The sequence below is a fragment of the Streptomyces herbicida genome (genome assembly GCF_032656585.1).
GTDB lineage: Bacteria > Actinomycetota > Actinomycetes > Streptomycetales > Streptomycetaceae > Streptomyces > Streptomyces herbicida.
On the sequence record NZ_JAUYWJ010000005.1, the window covers coordinates 416,634 to 433,362 of the forward strand.

Here is a 16,729-nt window from a genome sequence, read left to right on the forward strand (position 1 = left end):
TCGTTCAGCCGGGACGGCCCGGCACCTCGCCCCGGCGGTGCACCGGCCGGGCCAGCAGCCCGCCCAGGAAACCGGCCGCCAGCCCCCACAGGACCGCGAGGCCCACCGCCGGCCACACGTCGGGGTTCAGGTACAGCTCGCCGGAGAGTCCACCGCCCAGGTCGCCGATGCCGAGCAGGGAGAGGCCGTAGTGCGCGGAGATCCGGCCGAGCAGGCAGATCATGAGCACCGCGAGGGCGAGTGCGACGGCCAGCCGCAGGGCGTGCTGCCACAGTGGTATCCGGGCCGGTGAGCGCACCGCCATCAGGAACGCGGTGGCCAGCACGAGCACGATGTCCGCCACCAGGAGCCACCACATCCTGCCGTCGTGCTCGGTGAGCGTGTGCAGGTTCAGCGTGGAGACGTCAGGGGTGCGCAGCACCTCGTCCAGGACATGGGGCATGGGCAGCCCGAAGGGGCCGTCCACCCGGCCGTGCCAGGTGGCGCCCAGGCCGATGGTGAGGGTCGGCCAGGCGAGGTTCGGCAGGCCCAGCAGGATGACCGCGAACGTGTCCGCGGGGTGCCCGCGCGTGCCCGCCGCCACCAGTGCGACGACGGCGGCCAGCGCCACGTAGGCCAGCAGCAGCGCGACCACGGCGTACGCCGCCGGACGCACCGACTCCTGGAACGGCAGCAGCCGCGCAGGCAGGGGCGCCCCGCGCGACACCAGGAGCGCCAGTACGAGCACACCGGCCAGCCACAGCAGCCCGTACAGCACCGTCAGCAGTGAGTTCGTGGTGAACCCGACCTGCGGGGTGGCATCGAAGAGTTCGCCGATGTCACTCAGCACCCCCTTGCCGAGGTCGACCCTGAAGGTCTGACGGGCCACCAGGGCCAGGCCGATCAGCGCGAACAGCCACAGCACCGCGATGCGCGCGGCCCACCCGGCGAGTTCCCCGGCCCCGGCGACCGCCCGGTGCCGCAGCGGCCGCAGAAATCCGGCGGCGATCACCAGGGCACCGGTCAGCGTGACCGACAGCGGGATCACCGTCAGCTCCGCCCGCGTCCTGGCGAGCGATCCGGCGTTCCCCGAGAACTCGACCGAGCCTCCGACGGCCGCCACGACGGTCGCCGCGACCACCCGCGGGAAGGCGTCGTCCGGCAGACCGCCGGCACCCGCCGCCCACAGCCCCAGGGCGGCGACCACGACCATGCCGGCCAGTCCGGCCAGCACCACGACCAGGGCCTGTACCCAGCCGTGGCGCGCGACGGGCCGGTCGAGGGCGGTCCGGGTGCTCACGCTGTCACGCTAAGCAGCCACCGGCAGGGGCGCCCCCCGGGTGGGCCGTCCGCGTCGGCTTGCGAGGCGCACGGGACGGGAGCACACAATGGGTTAGTTGTGACGCAAGCGGCAACTGGGTGAAACCGGCCGCTCAACGCAACCGATCGCGTTCGGGAGGAGACCTCGTGAGCGTCGAACCTCCGTCGTCCGGCCGTCCGACGGGACCGCCCTCCGGCCCCCTGTCGGGGTCCCAGCCGCCCTCCGAGCCACCGCCGCAGCCACCTGGGGGCGGTGGTCCCGGAGCGCCGGAACCGCACCAGCCGTGGTGGAGGTCCGCACCACGCATCGCATTGCTCACCACGGCCGTCGTGGTCGCCGTGATCGTCGCCGTCGTCCTGTCCAACGCGGGCGGTGGCGGTAAGGCCAAGGCGAGTGAGGTCTTTCTGCAGGCCGCGAACTCGACGGGGCAGGACCCCTTCACCCAGTCGACGGCGAAGAGCAGCTCCGTCACGCCGATCACACCCTCGGCGACCACGACATCGGCCGCGGGCAACGAACTGCACAGTGTGCGCGGCGGGGACCCCGGCCTGTACGCCGGTACCCGCAACACCCCCAGCTGCGACGTGGCGAAGCAGATCAGAGAGCTGCAGGCCAGCCGGGCCAAGAACAACGCGTTCGCCTCGGTCGTCGGCATCCGGCCGTCTTCCGTTCCCGCGTATCTGCGCTCGCTCACCCCGGTGCAACTCCGCGTGGACACCCGGGTCACCGACCACGGGTACCGCAACGGCGCCGCCACCAACTACCAGGCCGTCCTGCAGTCGGGCACCGCCGTGCTGGTCGACGGGCACGGGGTGCCCCGGGTGCGGTGCGTCAGCGGCAACCCGCTGACCCCGCCGGTCGCACAGCAGACCCCGCCGAAGCCGACGGGGGACCACTGGGCGTCGTACCGGCCCTCGGCGGTCGTGGTGGTCCGGCCCGCGCCGCGGATCATCAACGTCTTCATCATCTTCGACGGCCACAACGACGAGTGGATCCAGCGCCACCGCGGTGACCACACGGGCGACCAGGACCACCGGACCAGGCCGCCGGAGCATCAGGTGAACCCCTGGGCCACCCCGTACACCCCGCCGACCGCTCCGTCGTCGCCGACCTCTACCGGCCCCTCGTCGCCGTCCACGTCCTCCCCGAGCTCGCAGTCGTCGTCGTCCGAGTCGCCGTCGTCGCAGTCCCCGACCTCGGAATCGCCGTCCTCGCGGTCCCCGTCGTCGGAGTCGCCCTCATCGGAGTCGCCGTCGTCGGAGTCGCCGTCTTCGGAGTCCCCGTCGTCCGAGGCCCCGTCCTCGGAGCCGCCCACGTCAGAGGCGCCGTCCTCCGAGTCGACCTCGACCTACGGGTCTCCCCCCTCCGAGGAGGGGACGGTTACCGAGTCCCTGGCCCCCGAGTCCCCGGCCGCCCCCGAAACGGAACAGCAGCAGCCCGAGGTGCCCTCGAACGTGCCGGAGCAGGACACGGGGAACGCCCCGGCGCCGCAGGACACCGGTGGTCAGCCGAGCTAGTGTCCGATGTGCGCGGTCGGCGAACACTGTCTGGGACTGTGGCGCCCCGCTCGGGGTACGAGCACTGGTGCAGCAGAGACCGGCCAGACCGGCTTCCGAGAGAGAAACGCATGACTGAGCACCTGGACGGGGCAGTGATACCAACTGGTTTCGACGTGCCCGTGGAACCGCTCCGGCGGGCGGCGCACTACACCGGCGAACCGGGATGCATCGCCGCGGCACGGACCTTCGCCGAGCTCTTCCTCGACCAGCTCAGGACCGAGTGGTGCGCCAGCATCGACGACCGGACCGACGGCGAACTGCTCCTGGTGGTCAGTGAGTTGGTCACCAACGCGGACCGGCACAGCAACGGCCCGTACATCCTGGAACTGGAAGGCACGGACAACACGGTCACGGTGTGTGTCTACGACAGCAGCGCCGCGCTGCCCCGGCGATTCCCGCGGGACCCCGAACGCGTCGGACGGCACGGTCTGGAGATCGTGCACGCCCTGGCCGCGGAGGTGACCGCTGAACGCGTACCGGTCGGCAAGCGGGTGCGCGCGCTGGTGAACCTCGCCCACTGAGCCTCGGGAAAGGTCCCGGGCGGCGCCGCCCGGGACCGTACCGTCAGGCGCAGCCGAGTTCGCCCAGCATGCCCTTGCGCAGCCGCATGATGATGCGCTTGATCAGCCGGGAGACATGCATCTGCGAGCACCCGAGCCGCTCGCCGATCTCCGCCTGGGTGGCCTCCTCCACGAACCGCAGATGGATGATCTCGCGGTCGCGGTCGCTGAGTTCGGCCATGAGCGGGGCGAGTGACTGGAAGTCCTCCACGAGCCGCAGCCCCTCCTCCTCCATGCCGATGAAGTCGGCCAGCACGGCCTCGCCGTCCTCGGGACCGTCACCGGTCAGCGCGGCGTCCAGCGAAGCGGAGTTGTACCCGTTGGAGGCGAGCTGGGCCTCCACCACCTCGTTCCCGGTGATGTTCATCAGGGTGGCCAGCTCGGCGACCGTCGGCTCGCGGTCCAGTCGGCTGGAGAGCTCCTCGCGCGCCTTGGCGAGCTCCACGCGCAGCTCCTGCAGCCGCCGCGGTACATGCACGGCCCAGGTGGTGTCGCGGAAGAACCGCTTGATCTCGCCGACGATGTACGGGAGCGCGAACGACGTGAACTCCACCTCGCGGGAGAGCTCGAACCGGTCGATCGCCTTGATCAGACCGATCATCCCGGTCTGGACGATGTCCTCCATGTCGTCGCCGCGGTTGCGGAACCGTCCGGCCGCGAACCGCACCAGCGACATGTTCATCTCGATCAGCGTGTTGCGCGCGTACTGGTACTCGCGCGTGCCCTCGTCCAGCTCGGTCAGACGCTGGAAGAACTGACGCGACAGCGCCCGCGCGTCACGCGGGGCGATGCTCCTCGGGTCCTCTATTCCTGGCAGCGAGCCCTCGCCCGTCGTGCTCTCGACGGTGTGCTCGACGACCACTGCTTCCGACCGGATCCCGGCGGTGTTCATTACCTCTCCCACGAAAGTCACGGTCCGACGTCTGCCTTTTCGGCCTTGGTTGCTCCGGGTACCTTGCTCGCGCTGCGCGACGGGTCGGGTACCCGGAGCCGGGCGTCCCATGCGTGCCTCGTGGTGCGGGTACCCGCAGTCACCCGGCGCATGCGTGGCGTGGACGGGCGTGGCGGAAATTGGGTGGCGGCGGCGGTCATGTTCGTCAGCCTCGAGGACGATCCGCGCAGAAACGGCGGTCTCGTCGGGAGATCGACACACTCGTCGGATTTCTGCGGGACCAGCGGCTGACGCTGGAGATGAAGTGCGCGGGACCGGACGCCGAGGCCATGGCCCGTCGAGGTCGCCCTCGTGCACATGATCGAGGAGTACGCCCGCCACAACGGCCACGCCGATTTCCTGCGGGAGCGGATCGACGGTCGGGTGGGGCAGTGACCCGCACGGTCACGCCTCCACCCGTCCGGCGGTGATCACCTCGTGCAGATACCGCCTGGTGACGCTGCCGCCGTGCCTGCCCTCGATCAGCTCCCGGATGTCCGCCAGGAGTCTCCGGCGGGAGGGTTCGTCGAGTGCCCGGTGGCCCGAGTGGGTGAGCAGGACGTCGATGTACTCGTCGGCCGTGTACGTGATCTCCTGGGCGTGGCGGCCCACCGTGAGTCGTCGAAGAACGGCGAGTCGGCCAATGCGCCCGTGTCCGTGGCCGTCTGGGCCTCCGGAACCAACCGTAGTCCGGGCGGCGTGGCAGGATCCCAGCGTTCGTAGCAGCGCTGGACGCGGGCAAAGAAGTCCAGGGTGCCGCCCGCCACGTGCTCGGTGGTGACGAGCGCGAGCCGGCCACCGGGACGCAGCGCCCGCGCCGCCTCGACCACACGGACCGCCGGACCGAGCCAGTGGAACGCGGTCGCGCACACCACGTGTCGAACGGCTGGGCAGGCAGCTCCCAGCGCTCGAATTCGGCCATCACCACATCCACCGACGGACGTCCCCGCAACTGCCGTCGGGCCACGGACGCCAGTGGCGGCCCCAGTTCCACGGCGGCGATCGGGCGGCCCGACTCCGCCAGCGCAACGGTGAGTCTGCCCGTTCAGGGGCCGATCTCCAGGACCCGGCTGTCCGGACCGATGCCGGTCACCCGGGTCAACTCCTGGACGGAAGCCCGGACAGCTGGGCCGTGCGCGCTCGTAGAGCTCGGCGGCCTCGTCGAACGTGTCGCGCAGTGCCACTCTCGCCGTCGTTCCCGTTTCCCGGATTCCACCCAGAGCGGAATGCCGGTCCCTTCCCCCGGTGCCCGGGGCTCCTAGGCTGAACAGGTGACCAACCACGTGCCGAACCAAGCCCGCGTGATTCCGCTGCGCCCGGGGGCCGCCCGCCCGGAAGCACCTGCCTCCGAGCCGAAGGAGCCGCTGTGGCGCGATCTCGTCGGCGACCTCCTGCGCCGTGAGCGCCAGGCGCAGGAGCGCACGCTCAAGGACGTGGCCGAAGCGGCCCGGATCTCGATGCCGTACCTCTCGGAGGTCGAGCGCGGCCGCAAGGAGGCCTCTTCGGAGGTCCTCGCGGCCGCCGCCCACGCCCTCGGACTGGGGCTGGGCGATCTGCTGTCCCGCGCCCAGGGCGAGCTGGCCCGCCGGGCCGACGCCGGCCGTCGCACGGGCCGTCGTGCGTCCGGTTCGCCGTACCAGGGGCTGTGCCTGGCCGCCTGACGGGACTTCAGCCGGCGCCCTTGTCCCGCAGCTGCCGGAAGAAGGCCCGGACGTCGCCGACCAGCAGGTCCGGCTCCTCCATGGCCGCGAAGTGCCCGCCCCGGTCGAACTCCGTCCAGCGGACGAGGTTCTCGGTGCGCTCGGCCCTGTGCCGCAGCGGAAGCTGGATCTCGGCGGGGAACACCGCCAGAGCGGTCGGTGCGGTGGACGGCTCGGCGGGCGCTGCCGCACGACCCGCGGCGTGCACACGCTCGTAGTAGATGCGTGCCGACGAACCGGCGGTCCCGGTCAGCCAGTACAGCATCACGTTGGTCAGCAGCAGGTCCCGGTCGACCGCCTCCTCGGGCAGCTCCTCGCAGTCCGTCCACTCCCTGAACTTCTCGATGATCCAGGCGAGTTGGCCGACGGGCGAGTCCGTGAGCGCGTAGGCCAGGGTCTGCGGGCGGGTGGAGTGCAGCAGGGCGTACGCCGACGCGTCGCCCGACCAGGCGGACCAGCGGCGCCACGAGGTTTGCGTGCGCTCCCGTTCCTCGGGGCCGAGCGCGGCCAGCTCCTCCTCGGTGGGCGCACTGGTCGCCTGCGCGCCCGGCAGCAGGTTGAGATGGACGCCGATCACCCGGTCGGGATGGGCGCGGCCCAGCTCGCGGGAGATCACCGCGCCCCAGTCGCCGCCCTGCGCGCCGAACCGCTCGTGGCCGAGGCGTCCCATCAGTTCGGCCCATGCGTCGGCGACCCGGCCCGCCTCCCAGCCGGTGTCCGTCGTGGGCCCGGACAGCCCGAACCCGGGGATGCTCGGCACCACGACGTGAAAGGCGTCGGCCGGGTCGCCGCCGTACGCGGCCGGATCGGTGAGCGGTCCGACCACGTCGAGGAACTCGACGATCGAGCCCGGCCAGCCATGGGTGATGATCAGCGGGGTGGCGCCGGGCACCGGGGAACGGACGTGCGCGAAGTGGACGGTCGCCCCGTCGATCGTGGTGGTGAACTGCGGCCAGGTGTTGAGCCGTGCCTCGGCGGCCCGCCAGTCGTACGTGTGCCGCCAGTACCGCACGAGCTCACGCAGATAGCCGGTCGGCACGCCGTACGCCCACCCCGCATCGGGCAGTTCATCGGGCCATCGGGTGCGGTCGAGTCGTTCGTGCAGGTCGTCCAGGACGCTCTCGGGAATCGCGATACGGAAGGGCCGGATGGTCTCTGCGGACGAAGACGTCATGATCCGGATGCTAGGCCCTGCCCGAGAGGAACCCGCGTCCATCCGGAGGAATCGGCCTGCCGGCCGATGAGTTTCGCGGGCACGATCGGTCGGCACCGGTGACCGCGTTCCACGCCCCAGGAGGTAGCTCATGGCCACCGACGGATTCACCACGTGCCTCTGGTTCGACGACCAGGCCGAGGAAGCCGCCCACTACTACGTCTCGATCTTCAAGAACTCCGCCGTCGGCCGGGTCGCCCGCTACCCCGAGGGAGCCCCCCGTCCCGCCGGCACCGTCCTGACCGTCGAGTTCACGGCCAACGGCCACAAGTTCGTCGCGCTGAACGGGGGCCCGGAGTTCAAGTTCAACGAGGCGATCTCGTTCCAGATCTTCTGCGAGAACCAGGAGGAGATCGACTACTACTGGACCAAGCTCACCGAGAACGGCGGCGAGCCCGGCCCCTGCGGCTGGCTCAAGGACAAGTACGGGATGTCCTGGCAGGTCATCCCGGACCGGCTCGACGACATGATCACCGACCCGGACCCGGTGAAGGGGGCGCGTACCACCCAGGCCATGCTGTCGATGCACAAGCTCGACATCGCCGCCCTGGAGAGGGCATACGCGGGCGAGTGAGGATTCCCAGGGGCGCGGGAAGGCGCGGGCCCACGCCCCTACGCGGATTCGGCGAGGATCTCGCGGATCACATGCCGTGAGTTCTCCGCCAGCGGCGGGTTGGTCTCCCAGTAGTACGGCAGCTGGATGAGCGAGATCGACAGCGCCCAGCCCCGGCCCCGCGCCCATTCGGCGTCGTCGGCGCCCACGGCCCGGCGGAAGGCGTCCCGGGCCGTCGCGGGCAGCAGGTTCCAGGCCACGATCAGATCGACCGCCGGATCGCCCACCCCCACGGTGCCGAAGTCGATCACGGCGCTCAGCCGGCCATCGGCGACCAGCACGTTTCCCGGGGACAGATCGGCGTGCGCCCAGAGGGGCGGGCCGGTGTACTCAGGCGCGCGCAGGGCCTCCTCCCACCGGGCGGTGACCGCCACGGTGTCGACCCTGCCCGCCAGCCGGCCGATGGCCTCGCGGGTGGCCGCGTCCCGGGTGGCCAGCGGGACCCCCCGGTGGTTGGGCGGCCCGCCGTGTGCGTCGATCCTGCGCAGGGCGCCGATGAACGAGGCGAGGTCCTCGGCGAGCGGTCCGGGCTCCTCGACGGCCCCGGCGACGGGATTGCGCCCGTCCAGCCAGCGGTACACGGACCAGGGCCAGGCGAAGCCCGCACCGGGCCCGCCCCGCCCCAGCGGCTCGGGGGTGGCAACCGGCAGCAGCGGCCCGAGCCGGGGCAGCCAGTGCTGCTCGCGCGTCACGTCCGCCACGGCACCGGGATGCCGGGGCAGCCGTACCACCAGGTCGGTGCCCAGCCGGAACATGGCGTTCTCGGTCCCGGAGGACTCCAGACGCTCCGCGGGCAGCAAGGCCCATTCGGGGAACTGCCCGGCGATCAGCCGGCGGACGACCGAGGCATCGAGGTCCGCCTCGTCCTCATGCATTTTCACGGCACACACGCGGGCCATTCCAACCGCCAACGGGCCTGCTGTCGAATGAATTCGAGGGCGATGGTCCCGCACGGCCCGGGGGCGGTGTCGCGCGACACCGCCCCCGGCACAGCCACGGCCTCAGATCCGGTCGGCCACGATCATGAGGTACTGGAAGCTGCCGTTGCGGTAGGCGGACAGGAAGGTGTCCTCGATGCCCGTCACCAGGTGGTCGGCATCCTTGCGCAGTTCCCAGTAGGGGATCGTGGCCTCGGTCAGGTCCTCCACATGCACCGGCACCAGCCGGTTGCGGGCCATCGCCCGGAAGTACTCCGACCTCGGGTGGATGTCGCAGATGTAGTGCGCGTTGATGAGGGACACCTCGCGCGAGGCACGGCCGTAGGTGTCGTTGTAGCAGCCGGTGATCACCACATAGCGTCCGCCGCGTCGCAGCAGCCGGGCGTGTTCGGCGAACAGCAGGTCCAGTTCGACGTACATGGTGGACTCGTTGTTCCACGAGGCCGCGTACGCGCCGGACTCGAAGCCGGTGTCGAGCATGTTGCGGTGGTGGTAGCGCACCTTGTCGTCGATGTCGCGCCGGCGGGCCGTCTCATTGGCGAAGTCGGCCTGCTTGGCGGAGATGGTGACGCCGTCGGCGTGGCAGCCGTACCGCAGATTGGCCACCACACTGCCGCCGCCCCGTCCGCAGCCGGCGTCGAAGACGCGGTCGGCCGGGGTGAGCGGGCCGAGCCGGGAGGCGAGGAACTCGGCCTGGGCGTGCTCCAGGCGGTGCAGTTCGGCGGTGATCCGCTCCCGGCGCAGGGCGGGGTCGGTCTCGTCGAGCACGGTCCAGTCGACGTTTCCGATGCCGTAGTGGTGGTGGTACAGGTCGTCGATCTTACCGAGTTCGAGGTTGACCGGATTTTCCTCGGCGTTCCAGTAGTCCGCGACGCGGTTCTGGTACGTGGACTGGGTCGGCAAAGGTGCGGCCGTGGTCCGGGCGACGGGGGCGGTGGTCAACAGTGACTCCTCGTGACGCGTCTGACGCTGTTTCAGATATTTCTGGTGCGGAATGGGCGCTGTTACCAGTAGTCGGGCAGGTGGTATCGGTGGGTGTTGGTGGCGTGCCACTCGTGGTTGCCGGACACCCAGGCGGCAAGCCCCTGGGCATAGCGCTCCACGAGGGGCGAGGTGGCGGACAGGAGGGCGGACTCCTCCTCGAAGGCCTCCATGATCCGGTTGTGGATCTCGACGGACTTCAGATAGGCAGCCTTCAGGCCGCACCGTTCATTGGCCGCGACGACCTGCGGCAGGTTGAGGTGGTCCGGGTCGCTCTCCAGCTCCTTGGTGAAGGAGTAGAGGTCGTTCATGACGGTGGTGGCATTGCACGCGAGGGCGGTGATCCGCTGGATCTCGGGGCGGGCGTAGACCTGCTCGGGCAGTTCATAGCCGTCCACGGCGTCGACGAGCGACAGACAGGGGCGGAAGTTGTTGAACTGCCGCATCACCAGGTACTCCCAGACCCGCGGCATGTACCGCGTCTCCATCCAGGCGGCTTCGCCCAGATAGCCCATGTGCAGCCGGGCCATGTCGTGCACGAACCGGTCGGTCTGGCTGGGCGTGGCGAAGGCGGCGTAGTCCGCGAGCGCGGACTGGTAGGAGCGCAGCGGTCCGTCGGCGGACAGGCCCTGGCGCCACTCCTCCTCCAGTTCCGGGATGCCGTGGAAGGGGTCGAGCGCCGACTGGGCGATGATCAGCGGGCCGCCCAGGCCGCGCCGCGATCCGCCCCGGCCCTCGTCCTCCTCGCAGTAGCAGGAGTCCACGATGTTCTCGGCGAGCAGCAGCTTGCCGGCGGCGGTGAGGCGGTCCAGGTCGAGGGCGCCCGGATGCTGGAGGGTGACGGCCCGGCCGAACTGGAAGCCCGAGAAGTCCCCTTTCCACGCCTGTGGGAACAGGTCGAGGTCACGGGCCCAGCTCTCCAGCCTGCGGTCGATCTCGGCGGCCTTGTCCGGATCGGCGGGAGCGGCAGGCCGGTGGTGCAGTCCGGGGATCGCCCCGGTGCGCCGGGTTCTGCGCAGGCTCTGGGCGATGTTCGGCGGCCCGGGCAGCGCATAGGAGTGGGTGGGTGCGCTCATGGTGTGCTCCAGGCCGTCAGTCGGCGGTCCGGCCGAGCTGGACGTTCTCCAGGATCCCCGCCGCGTCGGGGACGAGGATGGCCAGCGAGTAGTAGGCGGTGACGAGATAGCTGATGATCGCGGCGGTGTCGATGCCCATGAACCGCACATTGAGGCCGGGCTGGTACTCCTCGGGGATGCCGGTCTGGTGGAGGCCGACGACACCCTGGTCGGCCTCGCCGGTGCGCAGCGCGATGATGCTGCTGGTGTGGTCGTCGGTGATCGGGATCTTGCTGCACGGGAAGATCGGGACACCGCGCCAGGCGGGGATCTCGTGCCCGTCGACACTCGCGGTGCCGGGCACCAGGCCGCGCCGGTTGCACTGCCGGAAGAACGCCGCGATCGCCTTCGGATGGGCGATCAGCACCTTGGTCCTGCGGCGCATCGAGAGCAGCTCGTCCATGTCGTCCGGCGTCGGCGGGCCCGTGTAGGTGCTGATGCGCTGCCCGTAGTCGACGTTGTGCAGCAGTCCGAACTCCCGGTTGTTGACCAGCTCCCACTCCTGGCGCTCGCGGATCTCCTCGACGGTCAGCCGGATCTGCTGCTCGGTCTGGTCCATCGGGTTGTTGTAGAGGTCGGCGACCCTGGTGTGCACCCGCAGTACGGTCTGGGTGAGCGACAACTCGTACTCGCGCGGGGCGAGTTCGTAGTCGACGAAGCCGCCGGGCAGCGTCGGCTCGCCCACATGGCCGGCCTGCATCGGAACGTCCGCCTCACCCTTGCGGTTCACGGGCTTGCGCTGCCGCTCGACGTACGCCTGCAGATGGGCGGCCAGGGACGGCGCCCGTTCGGTGAACTCCTCGACGACCGCCCAGGGCAGTGCCAGCACCACGCCCGCGGTCTCGGCCCGCACCGAGCTGAGCCACAGCGGGTCCACCTGGCCGACGGCCTCGTCGCCCATCTGGTCGCCGTCGGTGACGACGCCGATCACCTCTTCGTCGCCGTACTTGCCGGCGGTGTAGCGGGTGAACCGGCCGTGGACGACGAGGTATGCCTCCGTGACCGGCTGTCCGGCCTCGAACAGCACTTGTCCGGGCCGCACTTCACGGGCCTGGAAGCGGTCGGCGATCTCCCGCAGCACCTCGGTGTCGGGGTAGCCGCGCAGAACCGGCAGTTCGGTCAGCGTCTCGGGGATGACCCGGATGTCGTCGGCGCCGTTCTGCTCGAAGTGCACCCGGCCGCGGCCGGTGCGCAGCGTCAGTCGCCGGTTGACCCGGTAGGCGCCGCCCTTGACATCCACCCACGGCAGCGTCTTGAGCAGCCATCGGGAGGTGATGGCCTGCATCTGCGGTTCGGACTTGGTGGTCGTGGCGAGCTGGCGCGCCGCGCGGGTGCTGAGGCTGGTGAGCTGCCCGTCCACGGAGGGGTCGGGGGCGGGTTCGTCGATGGCGGAACCGGTGGCGCTGTCCGGTGTGGACACATTCCCTCCCGGAAGGTGAACGGGGTGACCGGATCGGTCGGTGGTGTGCGAGTTGGTGGTGCGCTCGGACAAGCCAAACAGCCGTGGTGATCTTCCGGTACGGCGCGAAAGGGGCGGTTTTGTCCCCTGGTGGTGCAAACCTATGGTTCGGGGTGTACGGCACAGGGGAGCGTGATCGCGCGCACAGGTCCCGCCTCCGCGCCCCGGGGGCTTGTGGATCATCCGGGGTTTGGGATCAGGACAGATCGTTCACCAGGACCGCCGCCCCGTCGAAGCGGCCGGCCTTGAGGTCCCTGAGGGCCTGCGGTGCCTGCGACAGCGGATACGCGTGGGTCGTGGCGTGGACGCCGTGCAACGCGGCCTTGGCGAGGAACTCGCGGGCGTCCGCACGCGTGTTGGAGGTGACGCTGCGCAGTTCCTTCTCGTAGAACAGATCGGTCTCGTAGTGCAGCGGCGGTACGTCGCTCAGGTGGATACCGGCGACGGCCAGGACCCCGCCCCGGTCCAGGGCCCGCAGTGCGACCGGGACCAGGTCGCCGACCGGGGCGAACAGGATCGCGGCGTCCAGGGGCTCCGGGGGCAGCTCGTACGCGTCGCGCGCCGAGGCGGCGCCCAGATCGAGGGCCAGCCGCCGGGCATCCGCGCCCCGGGTCAGGACGTGCACGGTGGCTTCCTCGGCGAGCGCCACCTGCGCGCAGAGATGGGCGCTGCCCCCGAATCCGTACAGCCCGAGCCGGCCGTGCCGCGGTAGCGAGGTGCGGAGCAGCGCGCGGTAGCCGATGATCCCCGCGCACAGCAGGGGGGCCAGTGCCACGTCGTCCAGTTCGCCCGGCAGCCGGTGGGCGAAGTCGGCCGGGACGGTCGTGTACTGCGCGTAGCCGCCGTCCGCGTCCCAGCCGGTGTACCGGGACCGGGGACACAGGTTCTCGGAGCCCCGCAGACAGTAGCGGCACTCGCCGTCGGTCCAGCGCAGCCAGGCCACGCCCACCCGGTCGCCCACGGCGAAGTCCGCCACGGCCGCCCCGATCCCGGCCACCACGCCGACCACCTCGTGCCCGGGTGTCACCCCGGGCCGGTGCACGGGCAGGTCCCCCTCGGTGACGTGCAGGTCGGTGCGGCAGACGCCGCAGACGCGCACCCGGACCAGGAGCTCGTCGTCCCCGGGCACGGGCACCGGCCGCTCGACGAGCCGGAGGGGGTCCTCCTCGACCGGACCGGGCCGGGTCACCGACCACGCCCGCATCGTGCCTGCGACAACCGAGTCCGTCATGCCGCGCCCCGTCCTGCCGAAGCCCGCCGTCTCCGCATTCCAGTGTCCGGCAGACCGGTCGGTTCGGCGCGCGGGCCGACCGGGGGATGACTAGCGTGTGGAGCGTGACGATTCAGGCAGTCCTGCTATCCGGAGAGGTCCCGCACCATGGCCGTACGACCTGAAGGAACCCCCTGCTGGGCCGACGCGATGTTCAGTGACGTCGAGGGAGCCAAGAGTTTCTACGGTGACGTCCTCGGCTGGACCTTCGGCGAGGCCTCGTCGGAGTACGGCAACTACACGCAGGCCTATGCGGACGGGAAGGCCGTGGCGGCCGTCGTCCCGCCCATGCCCGGTCAGGAGGGCCAGTCGCAGTGGTGCCTCTACTTCGCCTCGCCGGACGCCGCGGCCACCGCCGAGAAGATCCGTGAGAACGGCGGCGAGGTGCTGATGGAGCCGATGCAGGTAGGCGAGTTCGGGACGATGTGCCTGGCCCGCGAGCCCAGTGGCGCCGTGTTCGGCATCTGGCAGGGGGGCACCCACGAGGGCTTCGAGGCGACGGCCGTGCCCGGCGCCTATTGCTGGGCCGAGGTCTTCACCCGTGAGCCCGAGCAGGCCGACACCTTCTTCTCCGCGGTGTTCCCGTACACGGCCAAGCAGATCGACGACGCCTCCGTCGACTTCCGGATGTTCAACCTGGGGGAGAACACGGTCCTGGGCCGGATGAAGATGACCGACGACTTCCCGCCCGAGGTGCCGTCGTACATCAATGTGTACTTCACCGTCGGCGACTGCGACGAGGCCGTGGCCAAGGCCACCAAGCTCGGCGCCATCCTCCGGTTCGGGCCCATGAGCAGCCCGTTCGGCCGGTTCGCGGCTCTCAGCGACCCGCAGGGCGCGAACTTCTCGGTGATCGACGTCACGACCACCGAGGGCGAGATGCCGCAGACCCTGGACGTCTGACCGGCCCGGTCGGGGGGTCTCTCCGGCCGTGGCATGATCGAGCCCATGCGTGAACGTGTTGTGGCCGCGTGCGACGGGGCTTCGAAGGGGAACCCCGGACCGGCGGGCTGGGCCTGGGTGGTGTCCGACGACTCCGGTACCCCGGCCCGCTGGGAGGCGGGGCCGCTCGGCAGGGCGACCAACAACGTCGCCGAACTGACGGCGCTGGAGCGGCTGCTGGCGGCGACCGACCCCGGCCTGCCGCTGGAGATCCGGATGGACTCGCAGTATGCGATGAAGGCGGTCACCACCTGGCTGCCGGGCTGGAAGCGCAACGGCTGGAAGACGTCCGCCGGAAAGCCGGTCGCCAACCAGGACCTGGTGGTGCGCATCGACGAGCTGCTCGACGGCCGCTCCGTCGAGTTCCGCCATGTCGCCGCCCACCAGGTGGACGGCGACGCGCTGAACGACTTCGCCGACCGCGCCGCCAGCCAGGCGGCCTCGGTCCAGGAGTCCGCGGGCAGCGCGTTCGGCTCGCCCGAGCCGCCGCCCTCGACCGTCACCGCGGTGTCCGCCGCCCCGCGCCGCAAGGCGGCACCCCGCAAGCAGGGCGGCGGCGGTTCGTCCTCCCGCACGATCAAGGCGAAGTTCCCCGGGCGCTGTGTGTGCGGCCGCTCCTATGCGGCCGGCGAGTCCATCGCCAAGAACGCACAGGGCTGGGGCCATCCGGAGTGCCGGACGGCCGAGGCCTGATCAGACGTCGAAGGTGTAGAACTTCGTGTGGTCCAGCAGATCCGCCGGCCGCACGTCGTTCCACGGCTTCATCGTGTCGTTCAGGTCGACCACGTCCGGCGTCCCGCCGGTCGGCGCATAACCCACCCCCGGGTGCCGGCGCTGCCAGTCGGCCCACAGCTTGTCGATGAAGGCGTGGTGCAGCCAGAAGACCGGGTCGTTGGGGGAGACACCGGTGGCCATCTGCCCGCCGACCCACACGTGGACCCGGTTGTGCAGGTTGACCCCGCGCCAGCCCTCGAGATGGTTGCGGAAGCCGTCCGAGGCGCTGTTCCAGGGCGCCATGTCGTACGTCGTCATCGCCAGCACGGAGTCGGCCTCGGCGCGGGTCGGCAGCTCGCGCACCCCGGCCCCGAGCGACCTGCGCAGATAAGTACGGCCGTCCACCCGCACGTTGAGCGGCCAGTTCCCGGCGCTCGCGGCGAACGGCCCGTCCATGACCCGGCCGTCCGAGCTGCGTCCCGTGCCGCCGAGGAAGTCGGGCGCCCACAGCGAGGAGCGCACCGTGCGATCGTTGGTCCAGTCCCAGTACGGCAGGGCCACCGACGCGTCCACCGACTGCAGCGCCCGTTCGAAGTCGAGCAGGAATCTGCGGTGCCAGGGCAGGAAGGACGGCGAACGGTGGCCGGTCCGCTCGGAGTTGTCGGTGTCGGACATGATGAAGCCGTTGTGCGTCGTGACGAAGGCGTCGTAGCGTCCGCTGCGCTTGAGCTCGAGGACGGCGGCGACGAACCGCCGCTTCTCGTCGGCGGTCAGGGCGGCCTGGTTCTTGCGTACGGTCATGTGCGGGTGACCTCGGATTTCCTTGCGGGGCGGTCAGTTGGCGGGGAAGGGGAGGAGCTTGGCGCCCTGGAGCTCGTCGACCGCGGCGCGGGCGGCGGCACGCGGCGTGGGCACCGGGTCGTAGTGGCTGACGACGCTGATCCAGCTGCCGTCCGCGTTCTGCATCACATGCAGCTCCACCCCGTCGACGAACACCCCGTATCCGGCGCCGTGCTCGTGGTGGTGACCGCCACCGCTCATCGGGCGGCCCTGTATCCGGCGGCCCTTGTAGACCTCGTCGAAGGAATCGGGCGAACCGTGGTCGTGTCCGGCGGCCGAGGCGGCGGGCGCGACGAGCGTCGCGGCTCCGGCGGCCGCGGCGAGGGCGGCCGCGGCGGTGAGCGCGCGGCGACGGGTGAGTTCCGGCATGCGGGACCTCCTGGTGCGTTCGGGTGATGTCCCCGCATGCCTATCGGTCCCGCCGAGAGCGGGAGAAATCATCTGGAGTCGGTTGGCTGCGATCAGGACAATTGCCCACATGCCGTACGGGATTGAACAAAGATGATCTTGCTGTGGAGTGCCCCTTCCGGGGACCGGAAGAGGTAAATCCTTGCCGTCGCGGGGGTGTTCGCGGAGATCTTTCGTGATCGGTGA

At 70.6% G+C, this 16,729-nt stretch carries 15 protein-coding genes and 3 pseudogenes; 7 read left to right on the forward strand and 11 right to left on the reverse strand.

Annotated elements, in window-relative coordinates; translation table 11 throughout:
* Nucleotides 1-4: 4 nt before the first annotated feature.
* A complete protein-coding gene (locus Q8A52_RS14105; protein ID WP_316751719.1) occupies nt 5-1,279 on the reverse strand; it encodes a streptophobe family protein in 1,275 nt (424 codons plus the stop codon).
* A 167-nt stretch (nt 1,280-1,446) separates the two neighbouring features.
* Here Q8A52_RS14105 and Q8A52_RS14110 point away from each other — a divergent pair.
* Nucleotides 1,447-2,649, forward strand: a pseudogene (locus tag Q8A52_RS14110) (DUF6777 domain-containing protein); the annotation flags it as partial.
* A 278-nt stretch (nt 2,650-2,927) separates the two neighbouring features.
* Nucleotides 2,928-3,380 (forward strand): ATP-binding protein, encoded by a 453-nt coding sequence (locus Q8A52_RS14115; RefSeq protein ID WP_316751724.1) that lies wholly within the window; start codon nt 2,928-2,930, stop codon nt 3,378-3,380.
* Nucleotides 3,381-3,423: 43 nt separating this feature from the next.
* Here Q8A52_RS14115 and Q8A52_RS14120 read toward each other — a convergent pair whose 3' ends face one another.
* Complete coding sequence (locus Q8A52_RS14120) at nt 3,424-4,311, reverse strand: RNA polymerase sigma factor SigF (RefSeq protein ID WP_316751870.1); 888 nt, start codon at nt 4,309-4,311, stop codon at nt 3,424-3,426.
* A 345-nt stretch (nt 4,312-4,656) separates the two neighbouring features.
* On the opposite strand from Q8A52_RS14120, the pseudogene Q8A52_RS49035 reads away from it, so the two are divergent.
* A pseudogene (locus Q8A52_RS49035) lies at nt 4,657-4,746 on the forward strand (mycothiol transferase); the annotation flags it as partial.
* 9 nt (nt 4,747-4,755) lie between these two features.
* Here the strand turns inward: Q8A52_RS49035 and Q8A52_RS14130 are convergent.
* Nucleotides 4,756-5,561 (reverse strand): annotated as a pseudogene (locus Q8A52_RS14130) (class I SAM-dependent methyltransferase).
* Between the two features lie 60 nt (nt 5,562-5,621).
* On the opposite strand from Q8A52_RS14130, the gene Q8A52_RS14135 reads away from it, so the two are divergent.
* A complete protein-coding gene (locus Q8A52_RS14135; protein WP_316751725.1) occupies nt 5,622-6,011 on the forward strand; it encodes a helix-turn-helix domain-containing protein in 390 nt (129 codons plus the stop codon).
* A 7-nt stretch (nt 6,012-6,018) separates the two neighbouring features.
* On the opposite strand, the gene Q8A52_RS14140 is transcribed toward Q8A52_RS14135, so the two are convergent.
* Entirely contained in the window at nt 6,019-7,224 is a 1,206-nt protein-coding gene (locus tag Q8A52_RS14140) for an epoxide hydrolase family protein (RefSeq protein ID WP_316751727.1), read from the reverse strand.
* A gap of 130 nt (nt 7,225-7,354) precedes the next feature.
* Here Q8A52_RS14140 and Q8A52_RS14145 point away from each other — a divergent pair, with 130 nt between their 5' ends.
* Nucleotides 7,355-7,837, forward strand: a complete 483-nt coding sequence (locus Q8A52_RS14145) for a VOC family protein (protein ID WP_316751729.1) — start codon at nt 7,355-7,357, stop codon at nt 7,835-7,837.
* Between the two features lie 38 nt (nt 7,838-7,875).
* Here Q8A52_RS14145 and Q8A52_RS14150 read toward each other — a convergent pair whose 3' ends face one another.
* From Q8A52_RS14150 to Q8A52_RS14170, 5 genes are all read right to left on the reverse strand, one after another.
* A complete protein-coding gene (locus Q8A52_RS14150; protein WP_316751872.1) occupies nt 7,876-8,751 on the reverse strand; it encodes an aminoglycoside phosphotransferase family protein in 876 nt (291 codons plus the stop codon).
* Between the two features lie 126 nt (nt 8,752-8,877).
* A complete protein-coding gene (locus tag Q8A52_RS14155) occupies nt 8,878-9,756 on the reverse strand; it encodes a geranyl diphosphate 2-C-methyltransferase (protein ID WP_316751731.1) in 879 nt (292 codons plus the stop codon).
* 62 nt (nt 9,757-9,818) lie between these two features.
* A complete protein-coding gene (locus Q8A52_RS14160) occupies nt 9,819-10,883 on the reverse strand; it encodes a family 2 encapsulin nanocompartment cargo protein terpene cyclase (RefSeq protein WP_316751875.1) in 1,065 nt (354 codons plus the stop codon).
* Between the two features lie 4 nt (nt 10,884-10,887).
* Nucleotides 10,888-12,330, reverse strand: a complete 1,443-nt coding sequence (locus tag Q8A52_RS14165) for a family 2B encapsulin nanocompartment shell protein (RefSeq protein WP_316751733.1) — start codon at nt 12,328-12,330, stop codon at nt 10,888-10,890.
* A gap of 235 nt (nt 12,331-12,565) precedes the next feature.
* Nucleotides 12,566-13,573 (reverse strand): zinc-binding alcohol dehydrogenase family protein, encoded by a 1,008-nt coding sequence (locus Q8A52_RS14170; RefSeq protein ID WP_316751877.1) that lies wholly within the window; start codon nt 13,571-13,573, stop codon nt 12,566-12,568.
* Between the two features lie 174 nt (nt 13,574-13,747).
* Between Q8A52_RS14170 and Q8A52_RS14175 the strand changes: the two genes are divergently transcribed.
* Nucleotides 13,748-14,542 (forward strand): VOC family protein, encoded by a 795-nt coding sequence (locus tag Q8A52_RS14175; protein ID WP_316751735.1) that lies wholly within the window; start codon nt 13,748-13,750, stop codon nt 14,540-14,542.
* A 33-nt stretch (nt 14,543-14,575) separates the two neighbouring features.
* Entirely contained in the window at nt 14,576-15,274 is a 699-nt protein-coding gene (locus tag Q8A52_RS14180; protein ID WP_316751737.1) for a ribonuclease H family protein, read from the forward strand.
* On the opposite strand, the gene melC2 is transcribed toward Q8A52_RS14180, so the two are convergent.
* Nucleotides 15,275-16,096 carry a tyrosinase MelC2 gene (melC2, locus tag Q8A52_RS14185; RefSeq protein ID WP_316751739.1) on the reverse strand — a complete coding sequence of 274 codons (822 nt, stop codon included), beginning with the start codon at nt 16,094-16,096 and terminating at the stop codon, nt 15,275-15,277.
* Between the two features lie 33 nt (nt 16,097-16,129).
* Nucleotides 16,130-16,504, reverse strand: a complete 375-nt coding sequence (melC1, locus tag Q8A52_RS14190) for an apotyrosinase chaperone MelC1 (RefSeq protein WP_316751741.1) — start codon at nt 16,502-16,504, stop codon at nt 16,130-16,132.
* Nucleotides 16,505-16,729 lie beyond the last annotated feature (225 nt).